The 19,588-nt window shown below is 68.1% G+C and carries 16 protein-coding genes and 1 pseudogene; 5 read left to right on the top strand and 12 right to left on the bottom strand.

Going from position 1 to position 19,588, the window contains the following annotated elements; translation table 11 throughout:
* Positions 1–377 precede the first annotated feature (377 nt).
* From ACFW01_RS11920 to ACFW01_RS11910, 3 genes and pseudogenes are all read left to right on the top strand, one after another.
* On the top strand, positions 378–641 hold the full coding sequence (locus ACFW01_RS11920; protein WP_186780227.1) for a helix-turn-helix transcriptional regulator: 264 nt from the start codon (positions 378–380) through the stop codon (positions 639–641).
* A 68-nt stretch (positions 642–709) separates the two neighbouring features.
* Positions 710–1,207: pseudogene (locus ACFW01_RS11915) on the top strand (DUF6083 domain-containing protein); the annotation flags it as partial.
* Between the two features lie 339 nt (positions 1,208–1,546).
* Positions 1,547–3,025 carry a UvrD-helicase domain-containing protein gene (locus ACFW01_RS11910; protein ID WP_384503387.1) on the top strand — a complete coding sequence of 493 codons (1,479 nt, stop codon included), beginning with the start codon at positions 1,547–1,549 and terminating at the stop codon, positions 3,023–3,025.
* A 49-nt stretch (positions 3,026–3,074) separates the two neighbouring features.
* On the opposite strand, the gene ACFW01_RS11905 is transcribed toward ACFW01_RS11910, so the two are convergent.
* Entirely contained in the window at positions 3,075–3,548 is a 474-nt protein-coding gene (locus ACFW01_RS11905) for an ATP-binding protein (protein WP_384503232.1), read from the bottom strand.
* Positions 3,549–3,820: 272 nt separating this feature from the next.
* On the opposite strand from ACFW01_RS11905, the gene ACFW01_RS11900 reads away from it, so the two are divergent.
* Together ACFW01_RS11900 and ACFW01_RS11895 are read left to right on the top strand one after the other, a co-directional pair.
* Positions 3,821–4,057: a DUF397 domain-containing protein gene (locus ACFW01_RS11900; RefSeq protein WP_384503230.1), complete on the top strand. Its 237-nt coding sequence runs from the start codon at positions 3,821–3,823 to the stop codon at positions 4,055–4,057.
* An 88-nt stretch (positions 4,058–4,145) separates the two neighbouring features.
* Positions 4,146–5,048, top strand: a complete 903-nt coding sequence (locus tag ACFW01_RS11895; RefSeq protein WP_384503228.1) for a helix-turn-helix domain-containing protein — start codon at positions 4,146–4,148, stop codon at positions 5,046–5,048.
* 18 nt (positions 5,049–5,066) lie between these two features.
* Here the strand turns inward: ACFW01_RS11895 and ACFW01_RS11890 are convergent, their stop codons facing one another.
* The 11 genes from ACFW01_RS11890 to ACFW01_RS11840 all read right to left on the bottom strand — a co-directional run bounded on the left by ACFW01_RS11890 (position 5,067) and on the right by ACFW01_RS11840 (position 19,555).
* Complete coding sequence (locus tag ACFW01_RS11890) at positions 5,067–5,936, bottom strand: SAM-dependent methyltransferase (RefSeq protein WP_384503226.1); 870 nt, start codon at positions 5,934–5,936, stop codon at positions 5,067–5,069.
* Positions 5,937–6,026: 90 nt separating this feature from the next.
* Positions 6,027–6,563: a hypothetical protein gene (locus ACFW01_RS11885; protein ID WP_384503224.1), complete on the bottom strand. Its 537-nt coding sequence runs from the start codon at positions 6,561–6,563 to the stop codon at positions 6,027–6,029.
* Positions 6,564–6,593: 30 nt separating this feature from the next.
* The gene (locus ACFW01_RS11880; protein ID WP_384503222.1) at positions 6,594–7,670 is read right to left on the bottom strand and encodes a helix-turn-helix domain-containing protein; all 1,077 of its coding nucleotides are present in this window, start codon (positions 7,668–7,670) and stop codon (positions 6,594–6,596) included.
* A gap of 155 nt (positions 7,671–7,825) precedes the next feature.
* The gene (locus tag ACFW01_RS11875; protein WP_384503220.1) at positions 7,826–7,999 is read right to left on the bottom strand and encodes a hypothetical protein; all 174 of its coding nucleotides are present in this window, start codon (positions 7,997–7,999) and stop codon (positions 7,826–7,828) included.
* 776 nt (positions 8,000–8,775) lie between these two features.
* Complete coding sequence (locus ACFW01_RS11870; protein ID WP_384503218.1) at positions 8,776–9,954, bottom strand: Wadjet anti-phage system protein JetD domain-containing protein; 1,179 nt, start codon at positions 9,952–9,954, stop codon at positions 8,776–8,778.
* A complete protein-coding gene (locus ACFW01_RS11865) occupies positions 9,951–13,385 on the bottom strand; it encodes an ATP-binding protein (protein WP_384503216.1) in 3,435 nt (1,144 codons plus the stop codon). The genes ACFW01_RS11870 and ACFW01_RS11865 overlap by 4 nt, the downstream gene beginning before the upstream one ends.
* Entirely contained in the window at positions 13,382–13,978 is a 597-nt protein-coding gene (locus tag ACFW01_RS11860; RefSeq protein ID WP_384503214.1) for a DUF4194 domain-containing protein, read from the bottom strand. The genes ACFW01_RS11865 and ACFW01_RS11860 overlap by 4 nt, the downstream gene beginning before the upstream one ends.
* Positions 13,975–15,441: a DUF3375 domain-containing protein gene (locus ACFW01_RS11855; RefSeq protein WP_384503212.1), complete on the bottom strand. Its 1,467-nt coding sequence runs from the start codon at positions 15,439–15,441 to the stop codon at positions 13,975–13,977. Before ACFW01_RS11855 ends, ACFW01_RS11860 begins: the two co-directional genes overlap by 4 nt.
* A gap of 118 nt (positions 15,442–15,559) precedes the next feature.
* Positions 15,560–16,921, bottom strand: coding sequence for an AAA domain-containing protein (locus tag ACFW01_RS11850; RefSeq protein WP_384503210.1), 1,362 nt, complete (start codon positions 16,919–16,921; stop codon positions 15,560–15,562).
* Positions 16,911–18,419 carry a hypothetical protein gene (locus tag ACFW01_RS11845; protein ID WP_384503208.1) on the bottom strand — a complete coding sequence of 503 codons (1,509 nt, stop codon included), beginning with the start codon at positions 18,417–18,419 and terminating at the stop codon, positions 16,911–16,913. The genes ACFW01_RS11850 and ACFW01_RS11845 overlap by 11 nt, the downstream gene beginning before the upstream one ends.
* Positions 18,416–19,555: a hypothetical protein gene (locus ACFW01_RS11840; RefSeq protein WP_384503206.1), complete on the bottom strand. Its 1,140-nt coding sequence runs from the start codon at positions 19,553–19,555 to the stop codon at positions 18,416–18,418. Before ACFW01_RS11840 ends, ACFW01_RS11845 begins: the two co-directional genes overlap by 4 nt.
* Positions 19,556–19,588 lie beyond the last annotated feature (33 nt).

Raw genomic sequence — 19,588 nt, 5'->3', positions numbered from 1 at the left:
GGCACGTGCGCAGGTGTCCGGGCAGCGCGTCGGCGAGGGCGTGGCTGGCCAGATGTGTCAGCGCCGTGGACCGGGCTGAGGATGCATCCACCGGGTGTGTGTGGGCTTGGCACTGGAGGCAGAACAGCCTCGGTCCTCCCGCCTGCGGGCGCAGCTCGACTGTCCAGACGCGCCGCACCGCGGTTTGTGCACCGGCCAGCCTCATCGGCTCGTCGTCCTCCCGTTAACACAACTGATGGCGCAGGTGTCTTGGCAACAGGTGCCAGAACGCCCGCACGATAGTGCAGATTCCCGCACCGCGAGTGTCACCCGCATGAGCTCAGATAGTGCAGAAACCCGCACTGACAGGGCAGTGTTCTGCACCGTCGGATGGTGGAGTGACGATCTTGCCGCCCGACCCCGACTTCAGCGCACTGCGCGAGGAATTCGCACGCCTGCGGGGCGAACGCGGCTGGACCTTCGACGAACTCGCCAGCCGCAGTGGCCTGGCTCGCCGCACCCTCATCGACCTCGAGCACGGCCGCACTCCGGGCAACCTCACCACCTGGCACGTCCTCGCCCACACCTTCGACGTGCCCATCGAGCACCTGCTCGCGGTCCTCTGCACCAACCACACACCACCGGGCGACAAGGGCACCTGACAGGCCGGCCGTATCCTGCACCCCGCGCCGCGGCGAACCACCCGAAAGGACGAGACGATGGCGCATCTATGTGCGATCTCTCGTGTCTTCGTTCGCACATGTTGGGCCGTTCGCGGGATACCCGGCAGCCACTGCGTGGACTGAGGCGCGCCGTCTGGCACGGTCCGCGCATGCGTTCCCAACCCATCTGCCCCCGCCATCACGGGGACGGCAGCGCTCGTCTCCCGTACACGCGGCCACCCCTGTGGGTATTCGCCGCCAGCCCACGCCAGCCCCAAGGGGCCAGACAGACCCGACGCTGCAACGCCTGCGGCAACCGAATCGAGCACCACCCGCCCGCCGACCGCCAGCTCGTCGTTCTGTACCCCGCAGAACCAGCCGCAGACACATTCCCTGAAGACTGCCGCTGGCACTCCAGAGGCGTCGCCCACCCTCACGGTGACGGCATGGCAGTGCCTGGTGCTGTCACAACACCGCCCCGCCAGCCAATTTCCCCCCACCGAGCAGCCGCCCCACAGGACGAGCCCCGTCTGGACTCCCTGCGCCTCGGGCACACACCGCAAACCCATCACCTGATCGACATCAGCCTGTTCGCCCTCAGACCTCGCTCAGCACAGCCCGTCCGACTCTGTCCACCTGGTCGTCCGCACCCTGATGAACCACCACTCGGCCAGCGCCTCGGCAGGAGACTTCTGCTGCGCCGCCCAGCCCTCTCGCGGCGCCTGACCGGCCACACTCCCCAACAGGTGGTGGAACAAGCACCGCACCGAGCGCTGGCCCAGCACGACCGAATCGAAACCGACCGTCTCAGCCGAACGCTGTCCCACCATCTGCGGAACGACACCCGCCCGTCTTCTGGCAGCCTTCGGACAAGTCCTGGCCCGCACTCCCGGAGCAGCACCATGGTGTACGCCACCCACGAACAGACTGCCGCAGCCGACGCCTTCCGCAACGGCGACCACCTGTCTCTGCAAGCTGGCGCAGGAACCGGCAAGACCAGCACCCTGAACCTTCTCGCCCGCACCACCAGCCGCCGCGGCCGCTACCTCGCCTACAACCGCGCCATCGCCCAGGACGCTGCCGCCCGCTTCCCCGCACACGTCCGTTGCAAGACCGCCCACGCCCTGGCCTACGCCGCCCTCGGCCATCGCTACTCCCGCCGCCTGAACGCACCCCGCCGCCCCGCCTGGCAGACCGGCCAAGCCCTCGGCATCACCAAAGCCCTTCACATCGCAGACCGCGAACTCACCCAAAGAACCCTCTCCAACGCCGCGCTCCGCACCGTCACCCGCTTCTGCCACACCGCCGACGAGACCATCACCAGCCACCACGTACCGCACCTGCGCGGCCTGGAAGACCCCGACCATCACACCGAACTCGCCCACCACATCGTGCCTTTCGCCCGCAAAGCATGGGCCGACCTGCAACACCCCGACGACGGCGCCGTCCGCTTCGACCACGACCACTACCTGAAAATCTGGGCACTCACCCGCCCTCGGCTCGACACCGATTTCCTCCTGCTGGACGAAGCGCAGGACACCAATCCGGTCGTCGAAGACGTCTTCCTCGCCCAGCGCGACCACGCCCAGCTCGTCATGGTCGGTGACTCTGCACAGGCCATCTACCACTGGCGCGGAGCCAAGGACATCATGGCCGGCTTCGACGGAACCCGCCTGGCCTTGTCGCAGTCCTTCCGTTTCGGCCCCGCCCTTGCCGCAGAGGCCAACCGCTGGCTCCACCTCGCCGACGCTCCGCTCCGCCTCACCGGCACCCCCGACATCCCCACAGAACTCGGGACCGTCACCCAGCCAGATGCCGTTTTGTGCCGCACCAACGTCGGTGCCATGGCGCAGGTGATGGCACTCATGGCCGCCGGCAGCCGAGTAGCTCTGGCCGGCGGAGGAGAGAGCCTGCAGACCCTTGCCCTGGCAGCCCGGGACCTCAAGGAAGGTCGGCGTACCCACCACCCGGAGCTGACCCTCTTCACTCACTGGGGCGAACTCCAGGACTACGCAGCCTATGACCCGGCGGGACGTGATCTGCAGCCGCTGGTCAACCTCGTCGACAGCCACGGCACAGATGCCATTCTCGACGCCGTAGCTCGGCTCGTCTCCGAGCCACAGGCGCAGGCGACTGTCTCCACCGCACACAAAGCAAAGGGACGGGAGTGGTCCCGCGTACTCATTGCCGACGACTTTACCCCAGAGGACAACGGCCCAGCCGACAGCGATGACGGAGCTCCGACGCCTCCTGAACCGATCGACGAGGCAGAAGCTCGTCTGGCGTACGTGGCCGTCACACGGGCACGCCAGTGTCTCGACCTCGGCGGACTGTCATGGGTCCGTGACCACCCCGACGGTGCTGCGGCGCAGGACGCGTCATGAATGCCCGCGTACGTGTGAGGGTGCGGACGGGGCGACCGTCATCGCCAAGTCAGTGCGTGTGCGCGTTCAGCCGTGCCCAGACGGTCTTTCCGGGTGCTGCCTCGGCGTAACCCCATTGGCTGGTCAGGGCGTCCACGACGAGCAGGCCCCGGCCTGCGACGGCCATACCCCGAGGCGAGTGGGGCAGTGGGGGAGCCGGACTGGGGTCGGAGACAGCGCACAGCACCGTGCCCGCAGTCCGGGCGATACCCAGCCATGCCTTGGCTTCCCGCGGAGCGCTCGACCGCAGCGCATGCCGAACCGCGTTGGTGGTCAGCTCGTTGACCACGAGAGTCAGGTCTTCGGCCACAGCGCCGATGCCCCACGCCACGGCGGTGTCGCGGACGAAGCAGCGGATGCTTTTCAGACTACTCGGGTCCCGCGTGAATGCCCGAGCGGCAAAGTCGGAGGTGCTGATGCCCAGGGCAAGTCCCCAGTCCGGTGCCGTGGGCGGCGTCAGCGGTGAACGGGAGGGGCAGCTCACGCTCCGAAGTGGCAAGAGCGCCTCCGCATTCGGCCCTTGGCTCGGCGCCGTCGCCGCGTGAGCTGTCACTGTTCATCCCCCCGGAAGACGTCCAGTTGTATGGGCCGCGGTCCTCTGCCCTGACTGCTAAGTATCCGCGTCGCCCCACTCCGGATGCAATTGCATCCGTGACTTGCATCCAAATGAGGAGGAGAGGGAAAGCATGTCCCCAGCAACCAGAGCAGCGTCACCCAAAAATGAAAGAAGTCGGAAACGATCGAAAGAGGTCGGACATGACCCGTGCCTTCAACGGTGTCCCGGCGGACTCTCTTCCAGGAGTGACATGGGTCAAGAGCCGTCACAGCACAGCAGACGGCAACTGCGTCGAAGTGGCGCTACTCATAGGAGGTGAGGTGGCACTGCGCAACTCCCGGCACCCTGACGGACCGGCGCTGGTCTACACGAGGGTAGAGATCGCGGCCTTCATCGCGGGGGTGAAGGACGGCGAGTTCGACCCGATCGCCAGTTAACGCCAGCCTGAGACAGTCCAATTGACGCGCCCGCCGCCCCGTCTCCTGGAAGACTGACGCTCGTCGTCCGGCCACTACAGGAGACATCATGCCCGTGCCCGCCCCTCCGGTCGATGCACCGACCCTGGAGTACTACCTCGACGCCTCCGCGCGCAGCCCCATCGCGCTGCGGCTGGTCCTCGGGTACTACCTGCGTCACCTGCGCAAGGCGGCACACATCGACGTGGAGCCGGCGGGCAAGTCCATCAGAAGCTCGGAAGCCAAGATCTCCCGGATGGAACGAGCCCAGGTCACCTGCAAGCACGACGACGTAATGGAGCTGCTCACCCTCTACGGTGTCGATGACCAGCGCGTCCGCGCCTGCTTCGCCGAGATCGTACGCATCTCCCGCCAGCCCGGCTGGTGGCACCGATTCGACGGAGTCCTGCCGGACTGGTGCGGCAAGCTGATCGGACTGCAGGAGGCAGCATCTGTCATCCGCACCTACGAAGTGCAGCTTGTTCCGGGACTGCTGCAGACACCCGCCTACACAGAAGCCCTGGTACACCAGGCCTACCCCGCCGCTCCTGCGGAAGAGGTCAAAGACCGGCTGGAACTCAGGGCCCTGCGCCAGAACGTCCTGATCCGCCAGGACCCGCCCCGCCTTTGGGCCGTCCTCGACGAAGCCGTGCTGCGCCGGCCCATGGGTGGCGATCTGGTCATGCGAGAGCAACTGCGCTATCTGATCAGCATGTCTCGCCTCAGCCACGTGACGATACAGATCGCGCCCTTCAACCGGCCGGGGTGCATCGCCGGAGGCTTCCCGATTACCCACCTGCGCTTCGACCTTCCGGCCTTGCCCGACGTCGTCTACCTGGAGCAACTGCAGGACGCGGAGTATTTGGACAAGCCAGACGAGACTCAGCATTACCGAAGCGTCCTGGACGGCTTGGCCCAGGCTGCTCTGTCCCCGCAGGAGAGTGTGGAGCTCCTGGACAGCATGATCAGCTGAACCCGGCCAGTCCGCACCTCAGTGCACCACGGCCACCGCTCCGCGCTCGGCCCACCTCAGACTGCCGCCACCCGCAGCACGGTCACCGCCCGGCCGCCACTGGTGCACGTCCACCAGCCCTGGAGTCAACTGCTGCAAGCCGCCGAAGAATGCGTCGACGTCCGCGCGCGGGCGCACGCGTCCCCACCGGCCCGCAGCGGCTTCCCGCAGCAATGCACCAGCCTTCCGGCGCACCTCGGCATCCTCACTCACGAGATGGCTTGCTGCGATGAAACTTCCCGATGCCAGTATTCTCGCTGCCTGCTGCAGCACGGTCGAAGGACCAGCCTCTTCGGGAACGCTGTGCAGTCCTGAGACAAGAAGCACGGCCACCGGCGACGAAAAGTCGATCATCTGGCGCACCGCTGCACTTTTCAGCAGAGCCAGTGATTCAGCCGGAGCAGCCCGCATGACCAGCGTGTACCGGTCCTCCCACAAAGCGCGGCCATGAACCAGAGCCAGCGGATCGTGATCGGCATAAACGGTGCGCGCACCCGCCTGGATACGCCGCGCAACGTGGTGTACTCCGACAGAGGTCGGCAGTCCGGCGCCGAAAACCACGTATTGGCGCACCTGGTGATCACGGGCCAGATGGCTGGTTGCCCTCAAGAGGAACCGATGTGCAGCCTGAGCCACCCGAGGTGCTTCGGGAACGATCTGCGTCAGCCGCTCGCACGCCTCACGGTCGGCGCCGTAGTGGTCCTTGCCGCCCAACAGGTAGTTGGTCATCCGGGCAAGGTTCGGTGATTTGGAGTCGATTACATCCAGCCGCGGCGTCTGCCCGCGCTCCAAGGTGGCACCCCGCCCCGTGTTGGTACCCGCAGCACGCTGCGTGCTGCGGGTACCCATGGTAGGGAGGCCGCTTTCACCGCGGGTAGTTCTTCGCTGAATCAGCACGCGCGGGTCGAAGCGCGCTGCAGAACCCCTTCCGGAACCCTCTCACCGGCGCACGCGACCGGCCGGCGGATGCGCGGCCGCGGCGGAGGCCGTCAGCTTCCCGGGCAAGGCCCGCTGAGCCATCCGTAACCGGGTAGCGACCACCGGCGGCTCGACCCCCATCAGTTCCGCCGCCTGAGCCTCACTCAAATGCATCCGGCATCGCAGGACGACCGCGTCTGCCTGCGCGGGCGGCAGCACCTGGTGCACCGGATCCGGCCCCGTGACACCTGCATCACCGTTGCGCAGCACGGAGGAGATCAGGGCGTCCAGCAGCCGCCACGCCACCGCAGCAGGCCGCGGACTGCTGATGACCGTCGGCCAGATCGTGGCAAGGTTGCCCAGGAGCGCCCTGACCACCTGCTGGCTCATCAACGGGTCCCGTACCCGCTCCCGCGTGTAGTGCAGGTACCGCTCCTGATGCAGGAGGCAGAAGGCGGTGTACTCCAGCGGCAGAACCAGCTCGATAGACGGCGCAGTGGTCTCCACCGCGCCGTCTGCCTGCACCAGCCGGTCCGTCCGACGCAAACGCATGAACATGGCATCCCACTTCCTGCAGCACACAGGGCATCAGGCGGATTCGGACGGGTCAGCAGACTGCGACTGCGGATCCTTGGGCGGATCCATGCAGAGCAGGAAGGTGTAGTGGACCGCCTGCCACAGCGGCCGCACGTCGGCCGGCCAGCCGCCCAGCGCGGTCACCAGCGCCGACGTCTGCTCCCAGCCTGGAACCAAGACGCCCTCGAGGATGTCGTCGATCTCCTGGACACTCAGTGCGCCGTGTGAAGCGCTGCGGACCACGCCGACACTGGGACGTCCTGCCGCCAGGTGCAGACCGCGCAGTGCGGCGTGCAGCCGGTCCACCGCATCAGTGATCGCGTACTGCGCTGGCGGCACCTTCCCGTGTGCGCTTTCGAACAGCACGCTCAGCTCGGCCGGGTCGCCTCCGAACAACTCGGTCAGCGCACCCACCACGGCCCAGGCCGGGGTTCGCTCTCCGGAAAGGATGCGCGAGACATACGAGGGAGACAAGGACGTCCGCTCGCCCACGTCCCTGATCGTCAAACCACTGGATCGGTGGAGATGCGACAGCGCCGAGGCCAGCTTCGCCGACGCCCGCTCGGCCACCTTGGACAGCTGGCCGTCTGCCGCGGCGTTCGGTCCCTCCATCATCGGGGCAAGAGGCTCCTGCACCTCGGCACGCTCGGCAGCCCGCCTTCTCAGGCGTTCCCGCACCCGGTTCTCCGGCCACCGAGTACGGGCCGTGGTCACACTCAGCTGCGCCGCCTCGGCCACCTGCTCCCAACTCGAGCCCTGGGACCGCGCGTCCTGAACGGCGGCCGCCGTGTAGTAGTCCACTTCCCGGGCCACGCTGCTGGCGCAACGCAGGAGCTCCTGAAGAGGCCGCCCGTCGTACTCGGCCTCGAGGAGCGCGGCCGACAACGCCTGCAGGTCCTCTGCGATGCGTCGGCCCAAGGGGAGCGCCGTGGGCGCCTTGTGCTGGCCTGTCTTGCCGGACCGGTCGCGCTGTGCCTTGCTGCGGCAGCCGACGCTGCAGTACTCCCGCTTGCGGCCCGGACCGATCGTCTGAGCGAATCGCTCCTGGCAGTAGCGGCAGATGCCATAGCGGGGGCTTGAACCCGCCATCCTTTCCTCCCACGTGCTGTGACCGTTTCTCTCCCGTGCGCGCGGAGTTCTGCGCAAGCTGAAGAGGAATGGACTCTTCCCGTGTCCGTCCCGGCGGCAACCGCCGGGACCGCGGGTGGCGCGCTGTGCAGCGCGCCACCACGATCGAGCACGGCTCAGATCAGTCGAATTCGCTGGTAGCGGAGTTGCGACTGGCGCATCATCACCGAGAGGCCGGCCACCAGCGCTGTGGTGGCAGGTCCCGTCCACTGGTCTCGGATCAGGAGCACGGGGAGCACGGCCACTGCCAGGAACGCGCTCGCCTGCACCGTGACAGTCCAGGCACTCATGCCACGGGTTTCAGGCTGGGAGCGACGCGGAATGCTAGCGTCGTCGCGAGTTGCCGCTCTGGTTGCGGCAGCGGCGAAGTACGGGACAAGCATAGGTGGTTACCTGCCTTCCTTGGTCTCGTTGAGGAGGGGCCCCGGAGTCGGTAGCGAGCCTGCCCGGGGTTCCCTCGCGTCAACGGACGGTAGTCCCTCCGTCACAAGCGGCGCCATATAAACCGTTCATCGCGCAAAGTTCGAATCTCCTTGCGGTGAGCAATTGCAGTCTGTGGCCTGCGAAGGCGTCGAACATCGTCGCCTTCAGCCCATCCTTGATCGGTCTCGACCGCGAATGACAATCCCTCGCTGTGCTGCATAAATGCGACTGACCCAGACGGGTGGACCGTCTTGCCTCCCTGGCGTACGCCGGGGCGCACTCCGCCGCCACAACGTTTGCGGACATGATGCGCCCTGCTCTTACCGATACATTCGCGCAAATTTGCATATCCCGCCCTCGCGTGAGTGAATCCAGTCCTTCCAGAGAGCTGCCGCAAGCGGGGTGTGTTGTGACGGCTATGGACGAGATCAACGACGCTCACGCGTTCGCCCGCGCTGCTCGTGATCGACGTCGACTTTCGACGGTTCCGACTCTGTCGGTGACCGCGATGGGCGCCCCGATGCTGTCGAGGCTTTTGGCGTTCGCTCGCCGTCCAGGTGCCGGCGCCGGAGCTACCGTCGTATTCCGGCAATGGCCCGGGGTGCGGCCTCCGGTGGCTGACCAGTGTCCAGAGCCTGCACTGTCACCCCTGCTGCCGCATCAGAGTTTCTCGCACGGTGGCGAAAGCGATGCGTTCCTGCTCCAGGCGCAGGTGTGGCCCGTAGGTGGCGTTCCGCAGGTCCTGGTCGAGGTGTGCTTCCTCGGGGGTGAGGCGTGTCAGGTTGCCGTGCGCCTGTGTCTTCTCCTGGCTCCAGTGGGCCTCGTGGGCGAGGAGGGTGGTGCGGTCCATGAGGATTGACGTGGTATGCGGGAAGCGTCCCCGGACCTGGTCGAGGATGGCGAAGCCGTGGGTGTCGATGTCGCCCCAGTAGTAGAGGGCGACGTTGTCCAGCCAGGGGAGGTGACGCAGCAGGGCCGCGGCGTATCCGGAGCCGAGGATGGCGATGGCGTCGGCAACTGGTGGCAGTGAGAGGTAGGTGATCTCGTTCTCAAGGACGAAGACGGTGCGCACTGCAGGGGACCAGCGCGCCAGTTCATCGGCTCGGACGGTGAGTTCGCTGAAGGGCAGAGGAGAGGCACCAAGGTAGCGCAGGCGGATGTAGATGGGCTTGGTGCGGAAGCCGTAGCGGGTGGCGAGATCGCTTTTCGGGGCGTCCGTGTCAATACGGTCCTTGGGAAGAGTGTGGTCGAGGAGCTCGGCGAGGATCGCCTTGTGGCTCTCGATGAACTTGGTGTCCACGCCGGGGACGTCGATCTCGCGCAGGTAGACCTGCTTGGTTGTGTGGTCGCGTATCCAGCAGACCGTACGCACCAGCTGATGCCAGAGCTCAGCGTGGGGGAGGACCTTCATGGGGTGGTCGGCCATCCAGTCGACAAGTCCGGAGCCGTGGAGTGCGGTGCGTTCACACAGACTGTGGAAGTGGTCGACCTGGGCGGTGACGCCCAGCAGCGCCCACAGGGCGGGGCGGGTCTCGACCCAGGCTCGAGCCGGCACGGTGTGGGAGGGAAGGCCGTTGCGGCCGCCGATGCTCTTGGTCTGCAGGCGCAGCTGAGGGTGAAGACTGGGTGCCCAGGACTGCGACCAGGCGAGTGCCTGCTCGTAGTGGTGCAGGGCATCGGATGCGGTCGGGCCCTTGAGCGACACCGCGATGGGTTCGAAGGGGTAGCCGTGGGCGGCGTCGGTGAGGTAGCGGCCGCCAGCCCACTTGCGGCGCAGGGTCTCGACGACATCCTCAGGGCGGCTCCATGCGTCCGGTGTCATGACTGCTCCGCCGGCCGCTGGTGGGCCTTCCGGGCCGTCTGCTTGTGGGCGCGGAACTCCTCGATGGTGAGGTTGACCAGGCGGGAGCGGTTCCCGTCGGGTTTGTCGACGTAACCGACGCGGGTGACATGGGGCTCGATGACGTGCAGCTTCTGGAGTGGGGTGATCACGAGGAGTTGCAGGCCCAGCCGTTGGAACAGGTCGAGGGCGAAGTGGGCCGAGGAGTCGTCTCCGCGTCCGAAGGCCTCGTCGATGGTGACGAAGTGGAAGGTCTTGGCCTTGGCGGCAGTTGGGTCGATGCGGAACTGGTAGGCGAGGGAGGCCGCGAGGACGGTGTAGGCGAGCTTCTCCTTCTGGCCACCTGACTTGCCGCCGGAGTCGGGGTGGACCTCGTGCTCGGTTCCGGTGTCGCGGTCGAGTTCGCTGGCGGAGAAGGCGAACCAGCGGCGCACATCGGTGACCCGGGCGGTCCACCCGGCGTCGGCGCGGGTGTGGTCGGCGCGTCCCTTGAACCGGTCGAGGAGCGCTTTCACCTCGAGGAACTTCTCCTCGGTGTAGGCGTCGCCGGTGTCGTGGGAGAGCGCTTCGCTGCTGCAGGCCCGCAGGTCGTGCTGGAACTCGCGGATTTCCCTGCTCAGCGTGGGGGCGGCGTTCAGCCGGATGTAGCGGCCCGGGTTGTAGTCGATGCTGGCCAGCGAGTCGTTGATCACGTCGATGCGTTCGCGGATCTGATGCTCCTGCGCGGTGAGCCGGCCCTGGAAGGAGGCAATGTCGCGGATGACATTGGTCCGCAGGTAGAGGAGGAACTGCTCCTCGAAACGCGGCAGGTCCTCGTCAATGAGGTGGCCGTGCAGCGACCTGTAGCCGGCGGCGGACTCGATGGAGTTGTCCAGGTCGGTGGTGTGGGCCGGGTACCTGCCGCGGAAGGCGGTCATCAGTTCGGTTGCCTGGTTGCTTGCCTGGCGCAGGGTGTCGTTGCGCCGGCCGATCGTGCGCCGCAGCTGTGCTTCGGCTTCGCGCTCGGCAGTCTCCAGTTCTTCCAGGCGTCTGTCGTCTCTGGTGATCGCAGGCAGGAATTTGCTCAGGGCCGTCTCGTGGTCCGCCAGGGCGTCGAGGTCGCACTCTTCCAGCAGACTCGTGGTCTTCTCCAGCAGTGTGGTGGTGCCCTCGGTGTCTCGGCGCAAGGCTCCCAGGTCTTCCTGCCCCTGGCCGAAGGCCTCTTCGCTCTGCTTGATGTCGTTCCTGGCCTGCTGGAGCTGCTCGGTGAGCGTGTCCAGGCCTGCTGCGGCCTCAAGGGCGCGCTTTTGCTGCTCGAGCTGTTCGATGTCCGCGACGGTGGCCGGCCAGTCGAGCTCCGTGTAGGTGGTGACGCTGGCCAGAAGGGTGAGGGCGCCGTTCATGCCGACGCGTGTCCTTCGCCGTTCTTCGAGCGCGCGGGCGGCGGCAGTGAGGGCGGCGCTCTCGCGGGTGAGGCGGTCGGCGTCGGCGAGGAGGGCGTCGAGCTTGGCCTGATTGCTCCAGCCCAGCACCCAGTTGCGCCGGTCGTCGATGCGGTGGGTGTCGTTCTTCTCGTGGCGGCCTCCACCGGCCTTGACCAGGCCCTGCCGGGTGACGGCGGGCCGGGTGGCGCGAGTGAAGGCGTCCAGGTCTTCGGCGCACAGGTAGTCGGCGTGCGAACGCAGTCGTGTGGCGAGCCAGTCATGGGCCCAGCTGTCGGTTTTGAGGTCGAGTTTGCCGGCCAGCAGGGTGGGGTCGTCGGGCAGGGCGGCGGGTGGTGTGTGGGCGGGAACCTGGAAATAGACGAGCCTGAGGCCCAGGTGACGGCCGTTGACCCAGGACGAGACCGCGTCGTAGTAGGTGTGCGGGACCAGAAGGGACAGGGCGAGCCCGCGCAGGACGCGTTCGGCGGCACCGGCCCAGCCGACCTCGTCGTCGCGGACCTGGATCAGTTCGCCGGCGAACGGCAGTACATCGTCACTGACGCCTGCGGCTGCGGCGAGTTCGCGGCGCAGGGCCAGCAGCTTGGCGGGGATGCTGGAGCGTTGTTGCTGCAGACTGGTGATCTCGCGCCGCATCGCCTCGGTCGCGGCGGTGTTGTCACGGCGTGCGACGGCGAGACCGTCGAGTTCCTCACGGTCCTGCTGTTCCTGTTCTCCTGCCAGGGCGCGGGCGGCGTTGATCTGCTCCGTGCGTTCGCGGAAGGAGACGGAGTCGGTGACCGGGTCCATGCCCGCTTGCGCGAGCCAGCCGTTGTACTCGGTGGCGCGGGTGCGGCGCCGCTGGCGTTCACGGCCCAGTTCGTCGATGCGTCCGCTCAGCGCGACGAGCTGCTCGCCGCCGATGCCGTCGATGCGGCGCTGCAGGCCGTCGGCCGCGCCACGCAGCTGTTCCAGTCGTCGCGCGCGGGCGGACTGCTGCTCTTCCAGTTCGGTCGTGCGTGTACGCAGGTCGGCGTGGCGTGCGGTCAGAAGCTGGTGGCGGTGCCGGGCGAAGAATGCAGCGACGGCGTTGTGGCGTTCTTCCAGGACGGTGAGGTCCTCCTGGACGGTGTCGTACCGCGCGCACGCCTCCACGATCGGTGTCAGGCCCTCGATCATCTGGCGGGCCCGGACCACTTCGTTGTGGCTGGCGGTGAGCGCATCGAAGTGGGCGACGATCTTGTCGACGGCCGTCTGTGCGTCGAATGGCTCCAGCATCCGCTCGCGGACGAACTCGTCCAGGCTGCCCACGGCCTTCATCGACACCGTCTGGTGGAACAGGTCCAAGGCCTGCTGGCCGGGGATGCCCAGACCGCGGCGCAGTGCTTTGCCGTACTGGGTGTAGGTGCTGCCGTGGAGGGTGGCGCCCCGCTGTTTGAGCTGTCGGCGCAGGTCGGTGATGTCGGTGCCGAAGCCCGTGAAGTCGGTGTCGATGGACAGCGGGGTATCGGCAGTGAGGTAGAAACGCTCCGGCTGTCCCGTGCTGGTCGGGGAGGTCCAGTAGAAGACCTGCGCGAGCGTGAGGTGGACACCCAGGACGTGGTTGGTGAAAACGCCCAGGATCACGCTGTAGGAGGTGTGGTCGCGCAACCCCACGGGGCGGGTGCTGCCCGTTGCTTCGACCCGTTCGTTCCTGTAGTGGCCCAGGACGTAGGAGCGCAGGTCGCGTTCCTTGGCGTCGGCGCCCGCCGCCTTGTTGTAGTCGATCTTGTGGGCGGGCAGGAGCAGTGTCGTGATCGCGTCCACCAGGGTGGACTTGCCCGAGCCCACGCCGCCGGTGAGCAGCGCACTGTGTCCGTCGACCGTGAACGTGCGGGTGGTGCGGTGAAAGGTGCCCCAGTTCAGTACCTCAAGCCGGGCGAGCCGGAATCCGGGGCCGGCGCTGACGGTGGGTGTGGGGCCGGGAGGGGCTTGGCGGGGGAGGAGCGCCGCCGGGCCGGTGGTGAGAGTCATACGTCGTCCTTGGCCGCGGGGGAGGCGGCGCTTCGATAGGTGGCGAGGAGGTCGTTGAAGTCGTTCAGGACTTGGGCGTCGACCAGGGCCTTGAGGTGCCGCCGCACCTCGTAGGCTGCCGTGGTCTGCTTCGTCGGGCGTAGCACCTTGAGGTCGACGAGCTTCTTGATGTGGGCGTCGATCTGGTCGATGAGCTGTGCTTCGTTGCCGCGTGGGGGCAGGAAGCCGCGGACCATCTCGACCAGGTCCTCGCGGGTCAGCACCTGGCGCGGATCCCCGGAGCCGGCGTCGCTGTCGGCCAGCCGCCCGCGCAGCAGGACGAGCATCAGGCTGACGGGGAAGGAGAGCCGGTGGCGGGTGACCAGTCTCGGCACGGCGGTCCCGTCGTCCCGGTCCTCGGTGTCCTGCTGCCGTACGTAGGCGTAGCCCTCGGCACGGTCGACGACGACGTCGAGGCCTATGACGCCGAGGTAGTCTCCGATCGCCGCCTGCTGGGCGAGGATCTGTTCCCAAATCAGCGGGGTGTCGCCCTGGTAGAGCACGCCCGCCTTCAGCAGGTGGACCACGGGGGTGGTGAGGGCATCGCTCATCATGGTTCGGCCTTCCCGGCGGCCGTGCCGCCCTCGTTGCGTACGAATGTCACGTGCGGCACTTCGGCCCGGGCGCGGCCCGGTGTCGCCACACGCGGGTAGACCAGGACGTCGGTGCGCTCGGGGTCCACACTCATGTCCAGGCTGTGGTGCTGGATGCGGAAGTAGCCGAGCAGTTCGGCCAGTCCCAGGGTCAGCGGGTGGTCGTCGACGACGGCGGCCAGGGCCGCCTGGCCGTTCGGACTCGCGGCTACTGCGTCCAGGACGTGGCCGGTCAGCACCTCGGTGTCGACGTGGATGCCGGTGAACAGTTCCGTGAGGTCCGCCGTGGTGTCGTCAGACGGTTCCTGCGCGGTGGTGTCCAGTTCGACGCGTTCGACCGGCATATACAGTCGGCGCTCCATCGGCAGTGCGATGCCCGCCCGGGGTATCTCCAGCTCCATGCCGGGCAGGTCCGCCGTGTCGCCCAGGGCGGTCACATGGCGCTGGAGGGAACGCACCAGCGTCAGCACGCGCTGGTCCTCCGCCCGGCTCCGGTCGGCGAGGAACCGGCGCAGTTGTTCGGTCAGTTGCCGGACCGTGTCCTGAGTGTTCTCGGCCGCCTCCAGCCAGGCGAACGGGATCTTCAGCAGTCTCCGGTCGGTTCTGCCTTCCAGCTGTGGCAGCTGGGTGACCTGCTGCAGCAGTTCCCGCAGCTCCTGCTGGCGGCGAGGGGAGAGGAGGTAGTCGAAGAACGCCTGGAAGCTCTGCCCCTGGTCGGACTGGGCTATCTCGTCGCGCTCCAGCAGAAAGGCGGCCAGCTGCTCGCCCTTCCCGCCTTCCGCGGTGGCCACTTGCCGGCGCAGCCGCCGGTCCAGTTCCCGCAGGTTCGCCTCCACCTCGCGGAAGTCCCGCAGGAGCTCGACTGCGGTGCTCTCCACCTGCTGGTAGCGGTCCAGCAGCGCGAGCGGGGAGAGGAGTTCCACCTCTCCGGTCAGCAACCGGGCGATCTGCGCGTCGAGCGCGTCACGTTCCCGGCGCAGCTCGTCGATCCGCGCCTGCGGGTCGGTCTGCGTGCCGAAGGCCATCTGACGCAGGAGCGTGACGACGGTATTCAGGCGGGACTCTGTCCCGATGAACGAGCGTGCCGGCAGGTCCCGCACCCACGCCGTGGCCTTCTCCAAGGCGGTGGTCGCATCGAAATGCGCCTCGTCCTCACCGGGCGGGTAGTACTTGCGCAGCCAGCCGTTCTTCGTCCACTCCGCCAGGTAGGCGGCCGCGGTCCGCGGAAAGGAGCCGGAGTCGAGCTCGTTGAGGAGGTAGAGCTGGTCGTCCAGCCGGGACTCCAGCACGCTCTCGGGCACGCCCCGCGCGTTCTCCTCGACGAACACCGTGCCGCAGAAGGACAGCACCAAGGCGGCGTTGTCCGCGCGCAGCAGTACCCATGCCGGGTGGCTGGTAAGAGCCGTGACCTGATCGAATTGCATGCAACCCCCCGATCGCACACCTGCAGTTTGTGCGCCCGCCTGAAGGAGGCGGACGCGGAATCTCTATGGACGAGCACTGACAAAAGCGGAAAGGCAAAACAAGGAAGCGTCGTGTGGATCAGGCGGCGACGCGGTGCTGGGCGAGCTTGTCCAGCATGATCTGGTTGGCTTCCCAGCCGTCCGGGAATTTGGCGCGCACGGACAGGTGCACCGGGTCGGTCGAGGGATGGCTGTCCAGGAGGTCGGCGATGCCCTCACGGGCGACGACGATGCACGCCTGCCGGTGGCGGGAGGCCAGCACGCACAGCCGTCCGGCCTCGAGGTGGAATGCGGTGGCGTCGCGGCGGCCGGACAACGGGTGCACGACGATGACGACTTCGAACTCGCGGCCTTGCAGCCGGTTCGCGGTGTCCACGGCCACCCCCGGCGCGTTGGGGTTGCCTGTGCGGGCGAGTGCGGCCCGGACCAGGTCGGCCTGGTCGCGGTGGGCGACGCCGATGGCGATGTCGTCCGGGCCCAGGGCGCGGCCGTTGTGGTGGCGCTCGCAGGTGGCGACCGCTCCGCGCTCCAGCAGTCGGCCGGCGAGGTCGGCGGCGGTCTGGAGGGTCTGGGTGTCGGTGCGCGGGACATGGCGGCGGGGCAGTTCGTGCAGGGCCCAGCCGGTGGTGAACGCCTGCACGAGGGTCTCGTCCAGGTCGGTTCGGGCGAGTCCGGCGGTGCGGAACTCGAGGGAGCGGGTGTCCTTTTCGGTTCCGGCGGTGAAGCGGGTGAACGGGTAGAAGGCCTGGGCGATGGTGGGGGCGGCCGAGGGTGGCAGGCGCCAGGAGACCGGCAGCCGGTGCACGGGAATGTTCCGGTTGTGCTCCAGCATCACGCTGACGCCGTTCTGGGTGGGGTCGTGCGGCAGTCCGATCCAGCGCTCGGTGCCGACAATCGTGAACGGGTCCAGCTGGCCGGGGTCGCCGACGAACAGGCCCTTCTCGAAGCGTTCGACAATCTGGAGCAGCATGTCCGAACGCATCTGGTAGGCCTCGTCCAGGATCGCCCAGCCGAATGTGGTGTCGCGGACGGTGGCCCACTTGGCGGCGGTGGCGACGATGATCCGGCAGCCGGACAGGTCGGCCAGGGTGCGGCCGACGGTGGCGTTCGTCAGGGCTCCCAGGGCCGGGGGAGGGGTGTAGCCGGTGGCGCTCAGTCGCCCGACGGAGCTGCCGGGGTGTTCCCTGGCCAGGCGAAGGACCAGGTCGTCGACCTGGTTGTTGGTCTGGGCGACGATGATCGGGCGTTCGCCGCCGTCGGTGAGCTCCTGGGCGGCGCGGGCCACCAGGGTGCTTTTGCCGGCGCCGGGTGGGGAGTCGACGACCACGGCCCTGTGGCGCCCATCGGCCATGTCCGCGAGGACCGCCTGGGTGGCAGCGGCGGCAGCCGTTGCCGGATCGGGCGCGGGCGGGTCGGGTGTCGTGCTGGCATCAGTCGTCATTGCCCCACTCCTCTGCGGCGGCGTCCTGGGGTACGGCGGGGTCGGCGTCGGCCCCGTCGGCGGCACTGTGCGTCCATGGGGTGGCATCGGAGGCCGGGAACTGCGGTGCCGGGCGCCATCCGGGATCGGGCAGGTAGGCGAGTCGCTGGCCCGGTTCCGGCACGCTGCCCTGCTTCGGGGTGCGGCCGCGTCCCATTCCGCCGGTGACCTCCACCATGACCCGTGTGAAGTCGCCGTCGGGGGCGACGGAGACGATTACGGCTTTGTGGCCGGCCGGCAGAGACGGGCTGATCAGCTTCGTGTCGGCGGCCAACCGCACGGGGTCTTCGGTGCGGACGGTGATGCGCGGTCGCGGCACCCGCCTGTTCTTGTCCGTGGTGATCGTCCGGCCGGGGTCGGCTTCCACGACCGTCCCAGCGAACGCCTCCCCGGCACTGCGCCGGTCGGCCAGTACGAAGCGATCGTCGAAGGCCATGTCGGACTCGAAATCGGCCAGCGCGCGCTCCAGCCAGCCCAGCCGCCGGGCCGCACCGATCGCGTTGTCCCGTCTGCGCTGAGGGAGGCCGTCGGCGTCACGGTAGTCGGAGTAGTCCGTGAAGGCCCTGCAGTCGCCCTCGAAGCGCTTGGCGGTCCGCGGAGCCTCGGGCACGGAGCGCAGCAGCGATATGGCGTCCCACACCATGCGCCAGGTGGGCTGGATCTGGCCCGCGATCAGCTCCCGCAACTCGGCCTCGGCGGCGGCCAGCATGCGCGGGTCGCCGAGTGCGCGCGCCGTGTCGAACCTCCTGATCGCCGGGGCCAGGTCGCGGTTGTCGAACTCGGGGGAGGTTGCCGGGCCCGCCGGCGGGCACACGTCCGGGTTCTCCGCCTCGGCCATGGCTTGCTCGACACTCAAGCCCGGCGGGGGAGCGATCCAGGCCATGAGGGAGGCGAGGTTCTGGTTCTCCAGCGTGCTCTGGCCGGTCGCCCAGTGCTCGGAGAGCAAGCCGGTGACGGGCAGCAGCGTGGAGGTGCCGGCCTGCTCGGCCCTGTCGATCAGGAAGGTCAGCCACATGCCGAGCTCCGGTACGACGTCCGGGACTGCGTAGGGGCCGGACGTTTCACGGAAGCGGCACATGCGGCCCAGGTCGGCCAGGGCCTTGATTCCGCCGGGGTTGGGCACCAGGATCTGCGGCGCGTCGGTGTACCGGGAGCGCTCGCCTTCACCGCGGCGGTCCTGGCGGAAGGAGCCGATGTAGTCCATCACGATCCGGCCGAGGCCCGCGGCGAACTCGAACCGTTGGTCCCGGTTGCGGGGCTGGGCGACGACGAGCAGGGTCCCGTTCCTCTTGGCGGAGCCGGCCATCGCGGCCAGGGGAGCACCGGCCTCTCCGGCCATGGCCAGCGGGACGATCACCAGCGGCCGGGCGGACAGGTGTCGGTGCCGGAACTCGGTCAGGGGCACCGCCTGCATCGACTCCATCGCCTGCACATGCGCCAGTGCCGACAGCGTGCTCATGCCGCACCCCCGAGGTCTTCCAGTTCTGCGCGCAGCTGGGCGGCGTGCCGCAGGGCCGCGGCCATCTCCACCTGATCCTCGCTCGGCGTCAGCTCCCCGCGGGCGAGCCCCATGACCATGGTTGTGGTGTCGATGCCGCCGAACTGCTCGCGCACGACCGGCCCGAGGACATCCAGTGAGGCCTCCGCGCGGGCGCGGGAGCGGCAGTAGAAGGCCATCTCGCAGTGGTTGAGGCAGTCCGGGCGGTAGGTCACGAGGACCTGGTCCAGCGCCTCGGTCAGCTCCCCGGCCGGGCGCCGGGGGCGGTCGTCCGCATCCGGTGCCAGGTCGAACGTGAGGTCCTCGGGCAGCAGGTCCACCAGGTCCCCGATGCGCTCGATCCGGGACAGCTGCCGGCTCAGGGCCGCCACCTGCTTGCGTGCGTCGACAAATGCTCCGGTCGGGCGGTTGGTGAAGTCCTTCGGCGCGACCAGCACGATCGTGTCGGAGACGGTCTCCGCGCCGATACCGGCCCGCCCGAGCAGGTCACGCAGCGCGATGATGTATGCACACGCCTGTGTGGTCGCTGCCCGGACCTGTGCGGAGTCCGCCTGCTCGTCGATGATCGGGAAGCTCTTGATCTCCACGACGTGGAAGCGTCCGTCGATACGGAAGGCCACCAGGTCCGGCTCCAGGAACGCGGTGTGCCCACCGATCTGCAGGCGCAGCATCGGGTGGTCGAACAAGGTGCCCTCGCTCTCGCCGCGGGCTGCCCGCAGCAGGACCTCCTCGGTGCGTTCGTGGCGCTGCTTGGACCGGCCGTCGCCACCGACGTCGTTCAGGTCCTCGTAGCCCACCTCCGGCAGTGTCAGCCCCAAGGTTTCGCGCAGGACGCGCAGGAGCTCCGCGCAGCCGTGCTCCTTCACCATCGCCTCGAAGGCGTTGCCGCGGGCGAGAGCGAAGGAGGACTGGCCGAAGGACGGAGGATGGCCGACGTGTGTGGCGATCGCGGCCTTGTCGGATCCGGAGGCGTCCAGCAGGGCGCGCAGCGTGCAGCGCGGGTTGTTCTCCAGGGCCGCCAGCGACCGGGCGTTGTAGTCCAGGCGCTTCGCGGAGCCGCGCAGTGCGGTGAGTCGGTCGTCGACTGGTTCTTTCACGGTCTCGTAGATCCTTGCGGGGAAGAAAAGGAT

Source organism: Streptomyces sp. NPDC058985, assembly GCF_042740985.1.
In the GTDB taxonomy this organism is placed as follows: domain Bacteria; phylum Actinomycetota; class Actinomycetes; order Streptomycetales; family Streptomycetaceae; genus Streptomyces.
This window is presented reverse-complemented; position numbering and strand designations above follow the sequence as displayed.